We start from the raw sequence: 19615 nt of genomic DNA, 5'->3' as shown, positions 1-19615 counted from the left end.
AGACGTCCTCACCCGTCGCCTCACCGCGGCTTGGCCGCGCGGGCCCGCTCCACGACCGGTCCGATGGCCTCGACGAGGGCGTCGACGTCGGCGGGGGTGGAGGTGTGGCCGAGCGAGAAGCGCAGGGAGTGGCGGGCCTGGTCGGCGTCGCAGCCCATGGCCAGCAGCACGTGGGAGGGCTGCGGGACCCCGGCGCTGCACGCCGAGCCGGTGGAGCACTCGATGCCCCGGGCGTCGAGGAGCATGAGCAGGGAGTCGCCCTCGCAGCCGGGGAAGCCCAGGTGCGCGTTGCCGGGGAGCCGGCCGGGGGCCGCCTCGTCGGACGAGCCGTCGGCGGGGGCGTCGAGCGCGGCGCCGTGCAGGTGCGCGTCCGGCACCGCCTCGACCACGCGGCGCACCAGGTCGTCACGCAGCGCGGCCACGCGCTCCGCGTGCTCGGGCTGGGCCTTGACCGACGCCTCGATGGCGGCGGCGAGCCCGGCGATGGCCGGCGGGTCGAGCGTGCCGCTGCGGATGTCGCGCTCCTGCCCACCGCCGTGGACGAGGGCGGAGACCCGCAGGTCGCGGCGTACGACGAGGGCCCCGACGCCGTAGGGGCCGCCGACCTTGTGCCCGGTGAAGCTGAGGGCGTCGACACCCGAGGCCTCGAAGTCGACGGGGACGGAGCCGACGGCCTGGACCGCGTCGGTGTGGACCGGGATGCCGTGCTCGTGGGCCAGCGCCACCACCTCGTCGACCGGCTGGAGGGTGCCCACCTCGTTGTTGGCCCACATGACCGAGACGAGGGCCACCGTGGCCGGGTCGCGCTCGATGGAGCGGCGCAGGGCCTCGACGTCGAGGCGACCGCGCTCGTCGACGGGCAGCAGCTCGACCTCGGCACCGTCGTCGGTGGCCAGCCAGTGCAGCGGGTCGAGGACCGCGTGGTGCTCGATCGCGGTGGACAGGATCCGGACGCGGCGCGGGTCCTCGCCCCGCCGTGCCCAGAAGATCCCCTTGAGCGCCAGGTTGTCGGCCTCGGTGCCACCGGAGGTGAAGACGACGTCCCCGGGACGGCAGCCCAGGGAGCGCGCGATCGTCTCGCGGGCCTCCTCCACGACCCGGCGGGCCGAGCGTCCCGAGGCGTGCAACGAGTTGGCGTTGCCCACCGAGGCCAGCTGCGCGGTCATCGCGTCCAGCGCGACGGGCAGCATCGGCGTCGTCGCGGCGTGGTCGAGGTAGACGGGGGGTCCGGCGGTGGTCATGACCTGCCAAGCCTACGCGCGGGGTGCACGAGGTCCATCTCGGCGTTCCACCCCGGGCCGCCCGCAGGCCACCTAGAGTCCCGCGCATGTGGCTGGTGTCCCGGGTCCTCGTCCTGTGCCTGCTGCTCGTCGGCACCGGGGCCTGCGCGGTCGACGACCACCCCAGCCGCCCGGCGGCGGTCCAGCCCCTCGGCCCGGACGACTTCCGGGTCGCGGCCGGCGCCGTCGTGGCGCAGCGTGAGGACGCGTTGCACGACGGGGACCGGGCCGCCTTCCTGTCCACCGTGGACGACGACGCGCTCCAGTTCGTGGCCACCCAGGCCCGCTGGTTCGACAACCTGGCCGCGATGCCGGTCGGGGACCTCCACCTGGAGCCCGTGGCCGGTGACCCGCCGAGTGCCGAGGGCGACGACCTCCTCCTGCCGGTCGACCTCACCTTCCGGCTCGACGGCTTCGAGGATCGCAGCGTCACGCAGCGGCTGCTCTACACGTTCCGGCAGGTCGACGGCGAGGTCGTGCTCGTCAACGATCGCGACGCCGAGGACGACCGCCGTACGGGGTGGCTCCCGGACCCGTGGGACGTCGCCCACCTGGTGGTCCGGGAGAGCGGCCCGATCCTCGGCTTCTTCGACGAGGAGACCGAGCCCTACGCCGACGCCGTGATGAGCGACCTCGAGGCCTCCCAGGAGACCGTCCTCGCGGCCGTCCCGGACTGGTCCGGGCAGGTCGTGGCCTACGACATCTCCGACCTCACCGCCCTCGAGGAGCGCACCCCGATGGACCTCGAGGAGACCGGCGGGGTCGCCTACCCGGTCCCCGTCAGCCCGGGCTCGAGCGAGGTCGCCGCCTACCGCTTCATCGTCAACCCGGACGTGGCCCACAACGAGCTGCAGCGCGAGTTCCTGCTCCGCCACGAGCTGGCCCACGTGGCGCTGGCCCGCAGGGACGACCAGAGCCCGCGCTGGCTGGCGGAGGGCGCCGCCGAGTACGTGTCCCGCAGCCACTACTCCGCCGCGCAGCAACGCCGGATGGCGGCCTACGTCCTGTCGTACCTCGGCTCGCCCGTACCTGTCCTGGCCAACGGCACCGAGTTCTACGCCGACGCCGACGCCAGCTACGGGCTGGCCGGCGCCGCCTGCACCTACCTCGCCGCCACCCGCGGTGCGCAGAGCCTGTGGGCGCTGATGGACGCCTTCACCGCCGAGCGGCGCCGGCTCGGCCAGGCCGCGCCGCTCTCGGCGACCCAGGTCGACGCGGTCCTCCTCCGGGAGATCGGCCTCGACGGCCGTGCGCTGGCCCGGGCTGCCGTGGCGTGGGCGACCGCCGGCTCGTGAGCAGGGCTCACGACGCCATCGGCCCGACCAGCCACGGGTGGTCCGGGCGTTCGCGGCGTACGGCGTCGCGCAGCCACGCCTGCGTGCCCGCGTCGAGCAGCGGCCACGCCACCTCGAGGTCGACGGTGTCCTTGGGCCGGTGCAGCCGCGCCTTGTGGTGCAGCACCACCTCGGGACGCATGTAGCGGATGCCGTCGGCGGCCACCCACGTCACGTCGGCGAGCGGCACCACGTGCGCGTCGTCACGTCGACTCACCCAGAGCCCCCCGCGGTCCTCGGAGAGGATGCAGTCGAGGAACCACGGTGCGGTGGCGTGGTCGCGCAGCCACACCTGGCCGGCGTGCTCGTGCGGCTCGGGCCAGTCGTCGTTGAGCGGGCGGATCGCGCCGCTGCCGGCGCTCCAGACGTGGTGACGGTCGCCGACGTGGGTGCGCAGCAGCGGCAGGTCCCGTCGCCAGATCACCAGGTCGATGTCCTCGTGCCGGCGGGCCACGCCGGTGAAGGCCTCGATCGCCCAGCCGCCCACGACCCACCACTCCCCCGGGTAGCCGGCCATGAAGGCCGCCGTGCCCGCCGGGTCGAGGGCGACCCACTCGCCGTACAGGCGCCGGAAGGCCGCCTCCTCGGCGACCTCCTCCGGTGTCGGGTCCCACGTCATCGGTCGCTCCTCACCTGCCGCACTTCCCAGGCTGGCGAACCTACCTGTCGGTGCCGGTCGCCCCGGTGGTGTGTGCCTGGTGCTGTCTCGTACGACGTCCTGACGCGGGGACTCCGCGGTCAGAGCAGCACGAGGTCGTCCCGGTGCACGACCTCGCGCTCGTACGCCGGTCCCAGCGCGGCCTTGAGGTCCTGGCTGGAGCGCCCCAGCAGCTCGGGGAGCTCGTCCGCGTCGTAGTTGACGAGGCCACGGGCCACCGCGACCCCCGCTGGGTCGACGAGGTCGACCGGGTCGCCGGCGACGAACGCCCCGTCGACGGCGACGACCCCGGCGGCGAGCAGCGAGGCACCGCGCTCGGTGACGGCGCGGACCGCTCCCGCGTCGAGCGTGACCGTGCCCTTCGGGTCGGTGGCGTGCGCGAGCCAGAGCATCCGGGTGGGACGACGCCCGCCCGTGGCGTGGAAGAGCGTGCCGACCTCGGCACCGCCGAGGGCCGCGGAGGCGTGGTCGGCGGCGGTGAGCACGACCGGGATGCCGGCGCCGGTGGCGATGCGTGCGGCCTCCACCTTGGTGACCATGCCGCCGGTACCCACCCCGGCGGGTCCCGTGGTGCCGATGGTGACGGCGGCGAGATCGACGGCGGAGCGGACGTCGGTGAGCAGGCGTGCGYCGGCGCGGCCGGGCGGGCCGTCGTACAGGCCGTCGACGTCGGAGAGCAGCACCAGCAGGTCCGCGTGCACGAGGTGCGCGACCAGGGCCGCGAGGCGGTCGTTGTCACCGAAGCGGATCTCGGAGGTGGCGACGGTGTCGTTCTCGTTGACGATCGGCAGCACGCCGAGCTCGAGGAGCTTGGCGAAGGTCTGGTAGGCGTTGCGGTAATGCGCGCGGCGAGTGACGTCCTCGGCGGTGAGGAGCACCTGGCCGGTGACGAGGCCGTGACGGGCGAACTCCTCCTGGTAGCGGTGCGCCAGCAACCCCTGGCCCACGCTGGCCGCAGCCTGCTGGGCCGCCAGCGCCTTGGGCCGGCGGGTCAGGCCGAGCGGGGCCAGGCCGGCCGCGATCGCGCCGGAGGAGACCAGGACCACCTCGGCACCGCGCTCGCGCGCCACGGCGAGCACCTCGACGAGCTGTCGGATCCGGGTCGGGTCGATCCCCCCGGCCGCGGTGGTCAGTGACGACGAGCCGACCTTGACCACGATCCGGCGCGCCCCGACGACCAGGGCGGCCCGGTCGGTGGCCCCGGCGGTGGGACCGTCAGTCCTGCTCACTGCCGTCCCAGTCGGGGTCGTCCGACGTGCCGATCTCGTAGGACATCGGGCCGATGCCGGAGCTCGTCACCGTCTTCGGAGCAGCCTTGCTGCGGTCGATGCGGCGGGCCACGTCGGCGCGGGTCTCGGTCTCGGAGCGGTCGGGCATCTGCTCCTGGATGTCGCGACGACGGGTGGCCGAGGGGCGCTCCTCGCGCAGCCGCTCGTCCTCGCCACGGCGGCCGAGCATCTCGGCGCCGGCCTCGACGCTGGGCTTGAAGTCGAAGACCACCGCGTTGTTCTCGGGACCGATGATGACCGCGTCGCCCTCCTGGGCGCCGAGCTTGACCAGCCGGTCCTCGATGCCGATCCGGTTGAGCCGGTCGGCCAGGAAGCCCACGGCCTCCTCGTTGCTGAAGTCGGTCTGGCGCACCCAGCGCTCCGGCTTCTCGCCGCGGACGCGCCAGCCCTCGGTCGTCTCGGTGACGTCGAAGTCGCCGCCGCCGTCGATCGACGGGGGCCGGATCACGATGCGTGTCGCCTCGACGACCGGCGTCTCGGTGCGCGAACGATGCACGAGATCGGCCATCGCGTAGGTGAGGGCCGGCATGCCGGCGCCGGAGGCGGCGCTGACCGGGAAGACCCGCAGGCCACGCTCGGCCAGCTCGTCGAGGACCATGTCGGCGATCTCGCTGCCGTCCGGCACGTCGACCTTGTTGAGGGCCACGAGGCGGGGGCGGTCCTCGAGGCCGCCGTAGCGCGACAGCTCGTTCTCGATGACGTCGAGGTCGTCGAGCGGGTTGCGACCCGGCTCGATGGTCGCGGTGTCGATGACGTGCACCAGCGCGGCGCAGCGCTCGATGTGGCGCAGGAAGTCGTGGCCGAGGCCGCGGCCGTCGGCGGCGCCCTCGATGAGGCCCGGCACGTCGGCGACGGTGAAGGTCACGTCGCCCGCTCGGACGACACCCAGGTTGGGCACCAGGGTGGTGAACGGGTAGTCGGCGATCTTGGGCCGGGCCCGCGACATCGCGGCGATCAGGCTGGACTTGCCCGCACTGGGGAAGCCGACCAGGCCGATGTCGGCGACGACCTTGAGCTCCAGGCGTACGTCGATCTCGCCGCCGGGCTCGCCGAGGAGGGCGAAGCCGGGCGCCTTGCGCTTGCTGCTCGCCAGGGCCGCGTTGCCGAGGCCGCCACGTCCGCCCTGGGCGATGACCATCTCGGTGCCGGCCCCGACCATGTCGCCGAGGATCTCGCCGTCAGCGCGCTTGACCAGCGTGCCGTCGGGGACCGGGAGGACCATGTCCGCGCCGTGCGCACCGTTGCGGTGCGCGCCGGCGCCGTGGCCGCCGTGCTCGGCCTGGCGCTTGTTGCTGTGGTGGTAGTCGATGAGCGTCGTGACGTCGGGGTCGACCCGCAGGATCACCGATCCGCCGGGACCGCCGTTGCCGCCGTCGGGGCCGCCGAGGGGCTTGAACTTCTCACGGTGGACCGACGCGACGCCGTTGCCGCCCCGACCCGCACTGATGTGCAACGTGACCTGGTCGATGAAGGTCGGGACAGCCATGGTTTCGCTCTCAGTAGTGAAGAAATGCGTGAAGGGCGTTCCCGAGATCAGGAACGCCCTCCGCGGTGGAATTCAGTGTCGCTGCAGCGTCACTCGCCGGGGACGATGTTGACGACCTTGCGGCCACGCTTGGTGCCGAACTCGACGGCACCGGCCAGCAGCGCGAAGAGGGTGTCGTCGCCGCCACGGCCCACGCCGGAACCCGGGTGGAAGTGGGTGCCGCGCTGACGCACGATGATCTCACCGGCGTTGACGGTCTGGCCGCCGAAGCGCTTCACACCGAGGCGCTGGCTGTTGGAGTCGCGGCCGTTCTTGGTGGACGCGGCGCCCTTCTTGTGAGCCATGAGTTCAATCCTTCTGAGGGTGGGTTCCTGTGACGAGCTCCCGGACGGCAGCGTGGCGGCGAAGCCGACACGCTCGTCCGAATTATGCCGACAGGGAGATGTCGGTGACCTTGACCTGGGTGTACTTCTGGCGGTGACCCTGGCGCTTCTTGTAGCCGGTCTTGTTCTTGTACTTCTGGATGACGATCTTCGGGCCCTTGGTGGCGCCGAGGATCTCGACCGTGACGGCAGCCTTGTCCAGGCCGGTCGCGGTCACGGTCTCGCCGTCGACCACCATCACGACGGGGAGAGTCAGGGTGCTGCCGACCGTGTTGGCCTTCAGGTCCATCTTGTCGATCTCGATGACGTCGCCAACAGCAACCTTCTGCTGCTTGCTGCCACTGCGCACAACTGCGTACACGGCGGACTCACTCTCCTCGGGTCTTCATGGATGCCGGGCGGAACCGCCACGGGCAAAGTCAGGTGGCACGCCGAAGCGCACAAGGGACAACTTTACGGGCCGGACGGCGGCAGGGTCAAAACGAGGCCCCGCCGCCCTCCGTCTCCGGTGGATCAGCGCTTGCGAGCGCCCTTCTTCTTGATCGGGACGTGCTCGACGTGCGGCTCCGAGCCGGCGTCGGGAGCCGACGGGTCGGACTCGCCGCCCGGCTCGACGTCGGAGGTGCCCGGCTCGACCCGTCCCGACTCGGGCAGGGTGCCCGCCGCACCGGACGGCGGACCCGCCGGACGGCTGGCAGAGCGACGACGGGTGCGGGTGACGACCCGGGGTCGCTCGGGCTCGGGAGCGGGCGCCCGGGTCAGCTCCTCGGTCTCCTCCTCCGCGGGGGCGGCGGCCTCGACGACCTCGGCCACCCCCGGCTCGGGCGACGCCGCCGCAGGGGCGGTGTCGGCCGCGGGGACGGTCTCGACGGTGCCCTCATCGACCGCGTCGGTGCTCTCCTCGAGCCCGGCCGGCTCGACCGGGGCGTCCTGGGACGTCTCGGTCACCTCGGCGGTCTGGGTGCCGCCCTCGGGCGAGGACCCGGCCCCACCGCGGGAGCGGCCGCCGGAGCGGCCACCGCGGCGCGAGCCACGACGACTGCCACCCTCGGAGGCTCCGGACTGGTTGTCGCTCTGGGTGTCCTCCTGGGCATCGGTGCCGGTGCTCGCGGCCTGCGAGTCCTCGGCACGGACGTCCTCGCCGGACGTGCCGGCGTCGGTGGACACACCGGACTCGGCGGCGCGGGCGTCCTCGTCGGCCCTCTCCGCACGTGCCATCGAGGCCACGTCCCGGGGCGAGGGTGCCGACGACTGCTGGCCGCCGGACTGGCTGCCGCCCTGCTGGGCGGGCCCGCCGTCACGTCCGCGACCGCGGCCACGTGCGCGACCGGACCGCTGGGGCTCGTCGTCACCGCCCCGGCCGGGCTCGACGGGGTCGCTCTGCACGACCACGCCACGGCCGTGGCAGTGCTCGCAGTCGTGGCTGAAGGACTCCAGCAGGCCGGTGCCGATCCGCTTGCGGGTCATCTGCACGAGGCCGAGCGAGGTGACCTCGGCGACCTGGTGGCGGGTGCGGTCCCGGCCCAGGCACTCGACCAGGCGGCGTACGACCAGGTCGCGGTTGGACTCCAGGACCATGTCGATGAAGTCGACGACGATGATGCCGCCGATGTCGCGCAGCCGGAGCTGGCGGACGATCTCCTCCGCGGCCTCGAGGTTGTTCTTGGTGACCGTCTCCTCGAGGTTGCCGCCCGAGCCGGTGAACTTGCCGGTGTTGACGTCGACGACCGTCATCGCCTCGGTGCGGTCGATGACGAGCGAGCCGCCCGAGGGCAGCCAGACCTTGCGGTCCAGGCCCTTGGCGATCTGCTCGTCGATGCGGTGCACCGCGAAGATGTCGGCCTTCTTGGCCGAGGCACCCTCGGGGGCCTCGAACTTCTCGACGCGGTCGACGAGGTCCGGGGCGACGTGCTCGACGTACCCCTGGACGGTCTCCCACGCGTCGTCACCCTGGATGACGAGCTTGTTGAAGTCCTCGGTGAAGAGGTCGCGGACGACCTTGAGGGTGAGGTCGGGCTCGCCGTAGAGCAGGGCCGGCGCGTTGCCGCGGGCCTTGCCCTCGATGTCCTCCCAGCGGGCCTTGAGGCGCTCGACGTCGCGCGTCAGCTCCTCCTCGCTGGCCCCCTCGGCCGCCGTGCGCACGATGACGCCGGCCGAGTCCGGGACGATCTCCTTGAGGAGGGTCTTGAGGCGGTTGCGCTCGGTGTCGGGGAGCTTGCGCGAGATGCCGCTCGTGGTGCCGTCGGGCACGTAGACCAGGAAGCGGCCGGCCAGGCTGACCTGGCTGGTCAGGCGGGCGCCCTTGTGGCCGATCGGGTCCTTGGTGACCTGCACCAGGATCGGCTGGCCGCTGGAGAGGACCGCCTCGATCTTGCGCGGCTGGCCCTCCTTGTGGCCGAGCGCGGCCCAGTTGACCTCACCGGCGTACAGCACGGCGTTGCGGCCGCGGCCGATGTCGATGAACGCGGCCTCCATGGAGGGCAGGACGTTCTGCACCCGGCCGAGGTAGACGTTGCCGATGAGCGAGGTCTGCGACTCGCGGGCGACGTAGTGCTCGACGAGCACCTTGTCCTCGAGGACACCGATCTGGGTGAGCTCCTCGCGCTGGCGGATCACCATGACCCGGTCGACGGCCTCGCGGCGGGCCAGGAACTCGGCCTCGCTCACGATCGGCGCGCGACGTCGGCCGGCCTCCCGACCCTCGCGGCGGCGCTGCTTCTTGGCCTCCAGGCGGGTCGAGCCCGCCAGCGAGGTGATCTGGTCCTCGGCGGCGCGACGGCTGCGCACCCTGGTGACGGTGTTCGGCTCGTCGTCGTCGGACCCGCCCTCCTCGCCGGCACGGCGGCGACGGCGACGGCGACGCGAGCTGCCCTCGCCCTGCTCGCCGGAGTCGTCGGAGGACTCGTCGGTCGAGGCGGTGGAGTCCTCGGAGGCCTCGTCGTCGTCCCCACCGTCGCCCTCGGCGTCGGTCCCGGACCCGTCGCCCCCCTTGCGGCGGCGACGGCCTCCACGGCGGCGTCGGCGGCGGGCCGGACCGTTGCCGCCCTCACCCGACTCGTCGTCGGACTCGTCGGTCTGGCTCTCGTCCTGGCCCTCGTCCTGGCCCTCGGTCGGGGCCTCGTCCTGGGCCTCGGGGGTCTCGGCAGTCGCGGCGGCGTCCTCGTCCTCGGCGTCCGGGTCGACGACCTCGGGCTCCGCGACGGGGGCGGCGACCTTCGTGGCCGGGGCCTTGCGGGTACGTCGCGTGACGGTCGGCGTGGCCTCGGGGGCCTGGAAGAGCGGGACCACTCCCCCGGCGGTGGTGTCGCTGGCGGTGTCGCCGGCGGTGCCCACGGCGTCGCCCACCGGCGCCTCGGTCGCGTCGGCGTCGGTGGAGACGGCCGCGGCCTTCTTGGCGCCCGAGCGGGACCCCGACTTCTTGGCCGTCTTCCGGGCCGGACGGTCGGCGGCACCCGGGGACGTCGCGTCGGCGGACCCAGCGGGCTCGGCCGAGTCGACGGCGTCGACCGACTCGGTGGGCTCGACGGGAGCCGCGGCGGCCTTCTTGGCGGTGCTCTTGCGGGCCGTCGCCTTGCGGGCCGTCGCCTTCCTGGCGGGGGCGAGCGCCTCGTCCGTGCTGCCGGCCGCGGCGGAGGCAGCGGGCTCGGTGGTGGCCTCGGTGGCGGCCTCGACTCCGGTGTCCGTGCTGCTGTCGGCCGGAGCGGACGCGGCGGTCTTGCGGGTGCGGGTGGTCTTGCGGACCGTTGCCTTCTTGGCCGGCGGGGGCGCGTCGGACGTGGCGGTCGACGCCTCGGTGGCGGTGACGGCCGGGGTCTCGGCGGCCGCGGTGGCGACGACCTTGCGCGGCGCACGGGTGCGGGTGGTCTTCTTCACCACCGGTGCGGCGGAGGCATCGGACGCCTCGGGCGGGGCCGCGGGCGGCTCGGTCGAGCCGGCGCCCTCGGCCACCGGGGCGGCCGCCTTGCGGGCCCGCGGGGTGGTGGTCTTGCGCGCGGCGGTCTTGCGCGTGGTGCGGGTCACGGTCGGCGGTGCCGAGGCGCTCCCGGCGGAGCCCTCCACGCCGGCCTCGCCGGTGGTGCTGCCGTTGTCGTTCGGGTTGTCGTCGAGCATGTCGCTCTCCTCGCCGGCACCGGACTCGAGGTCCGGAGCCGTGTCGGCGCCGCGAGGCCGCAGGGGACGTCGGGGCGCAAAGCCTTCGTGTGGCGGCGACACCCTCCGCGTGTGCGTCACCGGGTGCGTGCCGTCACCTGCCGCGGTCGCCGGGCCCCGGTCGGGACTGGTGGTCCCATCCACGTGGATCGCTGTCACCGACCCACAGGCCGCGTCGCGGTCTGGTGACGACCTTCATCCGATGTGCCGACCCTTGGTCGGTACGGCGAGAACGTCGTCGGCCCGTCGGCGAGCTGGCGGACCACCTCGTGACGAACGTGGCGAGTATCGCACACCGGACCCTGATCCGGTTCACCACGAACCGCGGTGTCAGGCGTCAGGCGACGAACGGATCGCCGACCGCGCCGTCCTCCGACAGCGGTCCCTGGGCCAGGCGGGTCATCAGCGGCGCGGGGCCGGGCACGACGTCCGAGACCGAGACCAGTGCGGTCAGCACGTCGTCCGGGCGTACCGCCGGCACCCCGTGCCGCAGCACCACGTCGATCGTCGAGCGGTCGTCGTACCCCGACGGGCCGACCTCCAGGCTCACGACGGCGCCGCGCGCGTCGAACTCGCGCAGGCCCTTCTTGGTCATCCGCTCCACGAGGACCTCCTCGGCCGCCAGGAAGGTGGCGACCGCGGCCTCCACGACCTCCCGGGAACCGTCGAGGTCGATGCGCCACCGGCTGGCCTCGAGGCGGTCGGCCAGCGAGCCGCCGGGCGACTCGACCACCTCGATGACGTCGAGGCCGTCGGGCAGCGAATCGTCCAGCAGGGTGTGCACCTCCCCCGGCACGAGCACCTCGGCGAGCGCGATCTCGAGGTACTCCGCCTCGCTGGCCGAGCCGGTCGGGGCCRCGCCTGCGTAGGAGATCCGTGGGTGCGGGTTGAAGCCCGACGAGTAGGCCATCGGGATGCGGGCCCGGAAGACGGCGCGCTCGAAGGCGCGGCTGAAGTCGCGGTGGCTGGTGAACCGCAGCCGGCCGCGCTTGGCGTAGCGCACCCGGAGGCGCTGGACGGGGGGCGGCTGCTGCGGGGGATCCTGGCGTGGCATGGCGGGCACAGGCTATCCGCGTCGACGCCCACCACGGAAAGCGTGGCGTGGAACCGCGGCGGGGAGGGTGCTCAGGACAGCCGTGCCTCGCGCATCTGGCGTGAGGCGTAGACGCTGTTGACCGACTCGCCGCCCAGCCAGGCGGTGAGCCGGCCGGCCTCGACGTCGAGGGCGGCCCGGGCGTCCGGGCCAGGGTCCTCGCGCAGCACGACGTGCACCACCCCTGCGCCGTCCTGGACGTAGCAGCCGACCACCCGTCCGTCCCACCAGGCGGTCGTGCCACCGTTGCCGTTGGTGTCGAACAGGTACGGCACGTGGTCGCGGTCGAGGTACCAGTCGCGCTGCTTCCAGCCCATCAACGTCGGGTCGAGCACGGGCAGCAGCGCCGCCCACGGCTCCACGGCGGGCTCGGGCTCGAGGTCGTCGGGGAGCAGCCAGCCCGTGTCGCCGGACTCCAGCGTCACCGCGACCGCCCCGAGGTCGGCGAACGCACGGCGTACGGCGGCCTTGGTCGCGCCGAGCCACCACACCACGTCGGTCTCGGTGCCGGGCCCGAAGGTCCGCAGCCAGCGGCCCACCAGCGCGGCGTACCCCTCCTCGGCGGGCAGGGCGACGGGCTCCTCCCCGAGCCAGTCGGCCATCGGGGTCCACACCGGTCGCGAGATGCGCCAGTRCCCGCCGTTGCGACCGCGCACCAGGTCGGCGGTGAGACCGAGGTGGGTGAGCAGGCGCGAGTGGTTCCACGACGACCCGGCGGAGACGGCCACGGGCGTGGCGAGCTCGGGGAACAGTCGTCCCAGGTCGCGTGCGGCGATCCCCCCGGGCTGCTCCTCGAGACGGGCGAGCACGCGGGCGCGGGCGTCGTCGAGCCAGGCGTCGCCGTCGGGGGCGAACCCGGCCTTCTCGACGTCCTTGGCGATCCGTCGGCGCTCGATGCCCGCGACCCGGGCCGAAGCGCTGCCCCAGGCCGCCGGCAGCAGGTCTCGTGGGAAGACGAACAGGGTGCGCCGCATGGCCAGCTGCTTGACCAGCGTGCGGTCGTCGTACAGCGCCCGGTCGACGTCGGCGCGGGTGACCCCGTCGACCCGGGCGTGCACCGAGAGGTACGGCGTCGGCGGCTCGGTGGAGTGCAGGACGGTCATGGCGCGGGTGGCCGCGACCGGATCGGCGACCCGGTGCTGCGGGGCGATGCCGTGACGGCGCGCCATCCGGGCACGACGCTCCGCGTCGGTGACCAGGCGGACCGGCTCGTTCACGTCGTGGCCCCGTCCGCTCACATCGCGATGCTGTCGAGGCCGGCCAGGGCCGGGCCTGCGGCGTACAGCACCAGCGCGACGGATGCGATGACGAGCGAGGTCCGGGTGCGCAGCAGCAGGGCGAAGAAGGCGAGGCCCAGCGGGTAGATCGACAGGCCGTAGCGCAGGTGGATGCCGATGTACTGGCCCGTGGTGACGAAGACCATGAGGTCCAGCACCAGCGGCGAGAGGGCCGCACCGAGGAGGTAGCCGGGGGCGAGCTGGCGCACGAAAGAGAGCTGGGGGCGGGCCAGGCCGGCCCACACGGCCAGCGCGGAGCCGGTCATGGCCATGATGAACCACACGCTGGGCAGGCCCAGCGGGCCCTCGCCGAACGGCGAGAGGAAGCGGAAGCTGTCGATGACCAGCGCCACCGTGTCGAGCGAGTCGACCATGAAGTCACCCGGCGGCGGCGGCTCCAGGACCTGCGTCATCCGGACCACGACCATCCAGGCGACGGTGAACACGATGGTGCTGCCGGCCAGCAGGGCCCCGGCGACGAACGCGCGACTGCGGTCGTCGGAGAACCTCCCGCGCGGCGCCTGGACACGGTCCCCGACCTCGGGATCCGCCTCGGGGTCGTCACCCGTCCCGACGACCGCCTCCTCGCGCCGGCCGGGCCAGGCGATGACCGCGAGCAGCATGATGCCGAGCGCGACCACGATGACGATGTTGGACCCCTTGACCCCCGCCACGCCGAGCCCGGCGAGGACCAGCGTCCACCACGGCCACTCGCGGCGCAGGAAGTGCAGCGTCGCCAGCGCGGCGAGCGCCCCGACGGGGATGTCGAGGGCGTGCGGGGTGATGAACGTGTACTGCTGGAGGAACGCCGGCACGAGCAGCGGCGTGCTCGACACGACGAGGGAGGCGGCGCGTGTCGCCCCCATCGCCCGGGACAGCAGGAACAGCGACCACATGCTCAGGGCGATCCAGATGATGCCGACGAGGCGCCCGGTGATCACGGGGTTGTCGGTGATGCCGGTGGCCAGCATGACCCCGGTGACCGCCCCCGTCGCCACGAAGTAGAAGGGCGGGTCCGAGGCCGCGGAGTTGGCGATGATCACCGGCTCCTTGCCCCAGCAGGGATCGGGCTGGGGGCCGACCACCCGGATGATCCCGCGGCAGGCGCGGGTGCCCTGGGACCACGGCCCGAGCACCTCGCCGTTGCGCATGAACGGGTCGCCCTCGGAGACCTGGTGCACCCGGTCGGCGTACTGCCACTCGTCGAAGATGCTGAGCTCGGTGTTCTTCACGGCCTCGTGCGCCACCAGCGGAGCGGCGACGATCGCGAAGGCGAGCAGCAGCAGGACGTGCTTCTGCCAGCGGGCGAGGCGACTGACGAGGGGCAGGGTCGGCACGCGGGAAGTATGCCTTCTCACACGCCGCTGGTTGTCGGGCGGCCGCAGTCCCCCCTCTACCCTGCTCCTCATGCGTGACGCCCTGACCCGCCGCTGGGTGGACCTTCTCGTGGCCGCGGCACTCTTCCTGGTGGCCGCGGTGATGGTGTCCCTGCACGTCGACGCCTACACCCGGGTGAGCCCGGTCGACGAGCTCCAGCACATCGACTACCTCTACATCGCTCCCGACTCCCCCGCGCCGGGGGACCGGGTGGGGCAGCAGGCGATGAACGAGCAGGCGTGCCGTGGCCTGGACGTCCCGGGCCACCCGGTGCCGCCGTGCCGGCCGCGGGGCACCTACGACCCCAACGCCTTCCAGGAGAGCGGCTTCAACACCGCCTCGGTCAACTCGCCGGTCTACTACACGCTCGGCAAGGTCGTCGGCACCACCATCGAGGCGCTCACACCCGTCGACAACCTGGTGACCGGCGCCCGGCTGGCCGGGATCGTCTGGCTCGGCGGCGGGATCGCGCTGCTGTACGCCGCCGCGCGCTACCGCGGCGCCGGTCGCTGGGCGGCCGGCGTGGTGGGGCTGCTTCTCCTGTCGGCACCGGCCCTGCTCTACCCCGCGGCGACGATCAACCCCGACGGCCAGGCCCTGCTGTGGGGATCACTGCTCGTCCTGCTCCTCACGCGCTGGGAGCGGGGCCGGGGCCGGTGGTGGGCGGTGGCCCTGGTGGGCGTCGCCGTGCTCGCCACCCTCGTCAAGCTGACCAACGTCGGCGCGGTCGGCGTCGCCTGCCTCTACCTCCTCGCCCTCGCCCTCGACCGCTGGCGCGCGGGTGACCGGCAGGGGGCCAGGGCGCCCGCCGTGGTCGCGGTCGTGACCGGGGCCACCTCGCTGGTGCTCGGCCTCGGCTGGACGGTGCTCCAGGGCACCCGTGAGCACTTCCCCACCGACCTGGTCCCGGCGATGACGACCCGCTTCGACGTGCCGTCCTTCCCGTGGATGGGGCTGCTGGAGAGCCCCCCGCAGGTGATGACGCCGCTCGGGGCGCCGTGGGTGGTCGTCGGTGACCCGCGCCTGGCCTTCTTCGAGAGCCGGGTGGTCACCGCGGTGCTCCTCGGAGGGCTGCTGGCGGCCGCCCTCTTCGGGGCCGGACGGGTCCTCGACCAGCGGCTCGCGCGGGTCACCGCCGGCGTCGTCGTGGCGCTGACGCTGGCCCTGGTCACCATGAACTACCTGACCACCAGCGACTACTTCCCGCTCCCCAACCGGTACGGCGCCCCGTTCATCGCCCTGATGGCCGTCACGGCCGCCGTCTGCCTGCGCGCCCGACTGGCCCTGGTGGCGGTCAGCGTCACCACGGCACTGAGCCTGTCGCTGGCCGTGCACACGCTGGTCGGCCTCGGATGATCACCACCGTTAGGCTCACACCATGACTGTGGCTGATACATCTCGAGCCATCCTGGTCATCGTCCCGGCCTGGAACGAGCAGGACTCGGTCGGTGCGACGGTGCACGAGATCCGCGCGACCAACCCGACGGTGGACGTGCTCGTCGTCGACGACGGCTCGGGCGACCGCACGGCGGCCGTGGCCGCAGCGGCCGGGGCCAGCGTCGTACGCCTGCCCTTCAACCTCGGGGTCGGCGGCGCCATGCGCACCGGCTACCGGCACGCGTTGCGGTCCGGCTACGACGTCGCCGTCCAGATCGACGCCGACGGCCAGCACGACCCGCGCTACCTGGAGACCCTGATCGCCGAGCTCGACCGGGTCGACATCTGCATCGGCAGCCGGTTCGCCCGGCCCGACGACCCCTACCGGGTGCGCGGGCCGCGCCGCTGGGCGATGTTCCTGCTCGCGGGCGTGCTCAGCCGCCTCGCCGGCACCACCCTCACCGACGTCACGTCGGGGTTCCGGGTCTGCAACCGGCGTGCGATGACCGTCTTCGCCGAGCACTACCCCGCCGAGTACCTCGGGGACACCGTCGAGTCCCTGGTGATCGCCACCCGGGTCGGGTGCAAGGTCGGGCAGCTGCCCGTCGACATGCGCCCGCGCGCCGCCGGCCAGGCGAGCGCCTCCCCCGTGAAGGCCGCGATCTTCCTCTGCCGCGCCGTGGTCGCGCTGGGGCTGGCCCTGGTCCGCCGCTGGCCGGCGACCTTCGACGAGGGCGTGTCGGACTCCGGCGCGCTGCCGGCGGTGAGCTCCTGATGACCCCGAGCATCCTGGGGCTGGTCGTCGCCCTCATCGTGACCGTGGTGCTGTTCGAGATGCTGCGGCGCCACCGGCTGCGCGAGAAGTACGCCCTGGTGTGGTTCTTCGTCGCCCTCGGCCTCATCGTCATCACCGTCTTCCCGGCCGTGCTCACGGCGGCGGCCGACCTGCTGCACGTGCAGGTGCCGGCCAACCTGCTCTTCTTCCTCGGCTCGCTCCTGCTGCTCGCCATGAGCCTGCAGCACAGCTACGAGCTCGGTCGGCTGGAGGAGCGCACGCGCACCCTGGCCGAGGAGGTCGCGCTGCTGCGGCTCGGCCTGGAGCAGGTGGACCGGACACGTGCGACCGACGCGGCCGGCGAGCAGCCGGAGCCCGCCGACCCCGCCGACCCCACGCCGTGAGCGGACCGGCCGACGCGGCATGGCTGCACCTGGTCGTCCCCTACTGGGGTGACCCCGCCCTGCTCGACCTGACCATGCGCAGCGTCCTGGCCCAGACCGACCCCCGGTGGCGGGTCACCGTCATCGACGACGGCTACCCCGACCCCACCGCCCGGCGCACCTGGGCCGACCACCCCGACGAGCGCATCGCCTACCTGCGCAACGAGACCAACCTCGGCGTCGCCGGCAACTTCGAGAAGGCCCGTCAGCTGGCCACCGGGACGCTCGTGGCGTTCCTGGGCAGCGACGACCTGCTCCACCCGTCGTACGTCGCCCACGCGTGGCGCGCGCACGAGCAGCACCCCGACGCCGACATCGTGCAGCTCGGGGTCGAGGTGATCGACGACGAGGGCCGGCCCGCCGACGGGCTCACCGAGCGGATCAAGCTGCGGCTGATGCCGCGCGGCGACGGCCCGCAGGTGCTCGGGGGCGAGGAGCTCGCCACCAGCCTGCTGCGCGGCAACTGGCTGTACTGGCCGTCCCTGGTCTTCACCCACGAGGCGCTCCAGCGGGTGCGCTTCCGTGCGGACCTGCCGACGATCCTCGACCTCGCCCTGGTCCTCGACCTGGTGGCCGGGGGGTCGCGGCTGGTCGTCGACCCGGCCGTCTGCTTCTCCTACCGGCGGCACGAGCAGAGCGCGTCGTCGCAGGGGCTGCACACCGGCGACCGCTTCGCCGAGGACCGCGACTACTTCGCCGAGGCCGCGCGACGGATGCACGACCTCGGCTGGGAGCGCGCCGCCCGGGCCGCCCGCCGGCGATGGGTCTCGCGGCTGCACGCGCTGGCACTCGCGCCCGCTGCGCTGCGTCGACGCTCGCCCACCCAGCTGCGCGCCGTCGTCCGCCACGCCGTCAGCCGCTGACGACCGCCTCAGGCCTCGACGTGGTCCTCACCGGTGAGGACCATGCGGGCCAGCACCCGGCCGATGGGCAGCGCGGACGTCGCGGCCGGTGACGGAGCATTGAGCACGTGCAACGTGCGCGGCGTACGACGCAGCAGGAAGTCGTGCACGAACGTCCCGTCCCGCAGCACCGCCTGCGCGCGGATGCCGGCCTCGCGCGGCACGAGGTCGTCGGCGGTGAGGTCCGGGGCGTACTTCTGGCACTCGCGCAGGTAGCCGGTCTTCCACACCGAGTTGCGCAGCTCGCGGACGCCGGTGCGGACGTTCTGGCGGGCCAGGGGGTACATGCCGCGGAAGCGGGCCATCTCGGCGGTGTCGCGCCAGCTGAACGAGAGCTTCGGGTAGCCCTCGCGGGCGAGGCCGAGCACGGCGTTGGGTCCCACCGTGAGACCACCGTCGACGGTGGGGGTCAGGTGGACGCCGAGGAACGGCAGCGCGGGGTCCGGGATCGGGTAGATCAGCGACGAGACGAGGTCGGCCCGCTCCGGCACCACGTCGAAGTACTCCCCGCGGAACGGCACGATGGCGAGATCGACGTCCAGCCCCGCCATCCGGGCGATCCGGTCGGCCTGGACGCCGGCGCAGAACACCACGTCGCGGGCCCGGACGACCCCCGTGGAGGTGGTCAGCCGGACCTCGTCGCCGACCTCCTCGATCGCGCGGACCTCGCACCCGGTGCGCACCTCGCCCCCGGCTCCGCGCACGTCGGCGGCCAGCGCCCGGGCGAGGGCGCCGTAGTCGGTGATGCCGGTGCCCGGCAGCCAGAGCGCCCCCAGACCGGCGACCGCGGGCTCGCGGGCACGCAGCTGCGCCGCGTCGATGACCTCGGCGGCCACCCTGTTGACCTCGGCCCGCTCGCGCAGGGCATGCATGCCGGCGAGCTCGCGCTCGTCGGTCGCCACGAGGAGCTTGCCGATGACCCGGACCGGGACGCCGCGCTGTGCGGCGTACTCCTCGGTGCGACGGGCGCCCTCCCGGCACAACCGCGCCTTCAGCGACCCGGGCTCGTAGTAGATGCCGGAGTGGATGACGCCGCTGTTGTGGCCGGTCTGGTGGCGGCCGACGTCCGACTCCTTGTCGAGGACGAGGACGTCCGCCCCGGGGCGCGACTGCAACAGGTGGTGCGCGGTGGCGAGCCCGACGATGCCGCCGCCGACGACGACGTGGTCGTGCGCCGTCCCGGTCACAGGGATCTCAGTCCCGGGCGGACGCGGTGCCGGTGCGAGAGCCCGACGTCCGGAGGTGGTGGACCAGCGCGGGCAGGTCCCCGGCCTCCGGGTGGGCGTCGAGGTGGGCCCGGGTCCCGAAGAGCTCGCTGGGATCGAGGCCCTGCTCGTTGCCGTGGCGCACGAGGTGGACGGCCGGGGCCACCCGGTCGCGGACCGCCTCCGGGTAGCGGCGGAGGTACCACCCACCGTCGAAGAGGTCGGAGGCCTCGACCTCCGCCACGAGGTCGGCCTCGGAGGAGTCGCCCTCGGTGCGACCGCGGCGGGCCAGTCGGCCGAGAGCCGCCCTCGGTCCCCGCTCCTGGGCCCAGTACTGCTCGCTCAGGACGGCGGCCAGCACGTCGCTGGTGAGGTCGAGCTGCTCGCGCAGCCGCGCCCGCTGCCGACGTACCCGCTGCAGCGACTCGGCCTGGTGCTCGTGCTCGATCTGGGTCCACTTCAGCTCACGCCGGGCCAGGCGCAGGGTGTCGCGGAGGCTCGCCGCGTCCTGCTCCGCGCCCGTCGATCCGGCGGGCTCCTCCGTGTGCTGCTCCACGCGGGGAAACCTAGCATCGGCGGCGCGTCGG

Annotated in this window: 17 protein-coding genes; 5 read left to right on the top strand and 12 right to left on the bottom strand. The window is 73.4% G+C overall.

The annotated features are described in order from the left end of the window. Positions 1 to 20 precede the first annotated feature (20 nt). Positions 21 to 1241 (bottom strand): cysteine desulfurase family protein, encoded by a 1221-nt coding sequence (locus AC1DQF_RS07295; protein ID WP_477524550.1) that lies wholly within the window; start codon positions 1239 to 1241, stop codon positions 21 to 23. Between the two features lie 86 nt (positions 1242 to 1327). On the opposite strand from AC1DQF_RS07295, the gene AC1DQF_RS07290 reads away from it, so the two are divergent. Beyond that, positions 1328 to 2575: a hypothetical protein gene (locus tag AC1DQF_RS07290; protein ID WP_477524549.1), complete on the top strand. Its 1248-nt coding sequence runs from the start codon at positions 1328 to 1330 to the stop codon at positions 2573 to 2575. A 7-nt stretch (positions 2576 to 2582) separates the two neighbouring features. On the opposite strand, the gene AC1DQF_RS07285 is transcribed toward AC1DQF_RS07290, so the two are convergent. From AC1DQF_RS07285 to AC1DQF_RS07245, 9 genes are all read right to left on the bottom strand, one after another. Beyond that, positions 2583 to 3233, bottom strand: coding sequence for a hypothetical protein (locus AC1DQF_RS07285; protein WP_477524548.1), 651 nt, complete (start codon positions 3231 to 3233; stop codon positions 2583 to 2585). Positions 3234 to 3352: 119 nt separating this feature from the next. Next, a complete protein-coding gene (gene proB / locus AC1DQF_RS07280) occupies positions 3353 to 4501 on the bottom strand; it encodes a glutamate 5-kinase (RefSeq protein WP_477524547.1) in 1149 nt (382 codons plus the stop codon). Then, entirely contained in the window at positions 4488 to 6047 is a 1560-nt protein-coding gene (gene obgE, locus AC1DQF_RS07275; RefSeq protein WP_477524546.1) for a GTPase ObgE, read from the bottom strand. The genes proB and obgE overlap by 14 nt, the downstream gene beginning before the upstream one ends. Before the next feature lie 89 nt (positions 6048 to 6136). Beyond that, a complete protein-coding gene (rpmA, locus tag AC1DQF_RS07270; protein WP_457207861.1) occupies positions 6137 to 6391 on the bottom strand; it encodes a 50S ribosomal protein L27 in 255 nt (84 codons plus the stop codon). Positions 6392 to 6473: 82 nt separating this feature from the next. Continuing rightward, positions 6474 to 6791, bottom strand: a complete 318-nt coding sequence (gene rplU, locus AC1DQF_RS07265) for a 50S ribosomal protein L21 (RefSeq protein ID WP_056885726.1) — start codon at positions 6789 to 6791, stop codon at positions 6474 to 6476. Between the two features lie 152 nt (positions 6792 to 6943). Next, entirely contained in the window at positions 6944 to 10540 is a 3597-nt protein-coding gene (locus tag AC1DQF_RS07260) for an Rne/Rng family ribonuclease (RefSeq protein WP_477524545.1), read from the bottom strand. A gap of 376 nt (positions 10541 to 10916) precedes the next feature. Continuing rightward, the gene (locus tag AC1DQF_RS07255; protein ID WP_477524544.1) at positions 10917 to 11633 is read right to left on the bottom strand and encodes a TIGR03936 family radical SAM-associated protein; all 717 of its coding nucleotides are present in this window, start codon (positions 11631 to 11633) and stop codon (positions 10917 to 10919) included. A 71-nt stretch (positions 11634 to 11704) separates the two neighbouring features. Then, on the bottom strand, positions 11705 to 12910 hold the full coding sequence (locus AC1DQF_RS07250) for a winged helix DNA-binding domain-containing protein (protein ID WP_477524543.1): 1206 nt from the start codon (positions 12908 to 12910) through the stop codon (positions 11705 to 11707). Then, positions 12907 to 14286, bottom strand: a complete 1380-nt coding sequence (locus AC1DQF_RS07245) for a glycosyltransferase family protein (RefSeq protein ID WP_477524542.1) — start codon at positions 14284 to 14286, stop codon at positions 12907 to 12909. Before AC1DQF_RS07245 ends, AC1DQF_RS07250 begins: the two co-directional genes overlap by 4 nt. Positions 14287 to 14356: 70 nt before the next feature. On the opposite strand from AC1DQF_RS07245, the gene AC1DQF_RS07240 reads away from it, so the two are divergent. Genes AC1DQF_RS07240 through AC1DQF_RS07225 form a run of 4 tightly spaced genes read left to right on the top strand, consistent with a single transcriptional unit; the run spans position 14357 to position 17784 of the window. Further along, entirely contained in the window at positions 14357 to 15682 is a 1326-nt protein-coding gene (locus AC1DQF_RS07240; RefSeq protein WP_477524541.1) for a hypothetical protein, read from the top strand. Between the two features lie 22 nt (positions 15683 to 15704). After that, complete coding sequence (locus tag AC1DQF_RS07235; protein WP_477524540.1) at positions 15705 to 16478, top strand: glycosyltransferase family 2 protein; 774 nt, start codon at positions 15705 to 15707, stop codon at positions 16476 to 16478. Next, positions 16478 to 16882, top strand: a complete 405-nt coding sequence (locus tag AC1DQF_RS07230; RefSeq protein ID WP_477524539.1) for a DUF2304 domain-containing protein — start codon at positions 16478 to 16480, stop codon at positions 16880 to 16882. Before AC1DQF_RS07235 ends, AC1DQF_RS07230 begins: the two co-directional genes overlap by 1 nt. After that, positions 16879 to 17784 (top strand): glycosyltransferase family A protein, encoded by a 906-nt coding sequence (locus AC1DQF_RS07225; protein ID WP_477524538.1) that lies wholly within the window; start codon positions 16879 to 16881, stop codon positions 17782 to 17784. The genes AC1DQF_RS07230 and AC1DQF_RS07225 overlap by 4 nt, the downstream gene beginning before the upstream one ends. An 8-nt stretch (positions 17785 to 17792) precedes the next feature. Here AC1DQF_RS07225 and lhgO read toward each other — a convergent pair whose 3' ends face one another. Continuing rightward, positions 17793 to 19010 carry an L-2-hydroxyglutarate oxidase gene (lhgO, locus tag AC1DQF_RS07220; RefSeq protein ID WP_477524537.1) on the bottom strand — a complete coding sequence of 406 codons (1218 nt, stop codon included), beginning with the start codon at positions 19008 to 19010 and terminating at the stop codon, positions 17793 to 17795. A gap of 7 nt (positions 19011 to 19017) precedes the next feature. After that, positions 19018 to 19584, bottom strand: coding sequence for a hypothetical protein (locus AC1DQF_RS07215; protein ID WP_477524536.1), 567 nt, complete (start codon positions 19582 to 19584; stop codon positions 19018 to 19020). Positions 19585 to 19615: the final 31 nt, after the last annotated feature.

This window comes from Nocardioides sp. P4_G4, from assembly GCF_056401085.1.
This window is presented reverse-complemented; position numbering and strand designations above follow the sequence as displayed.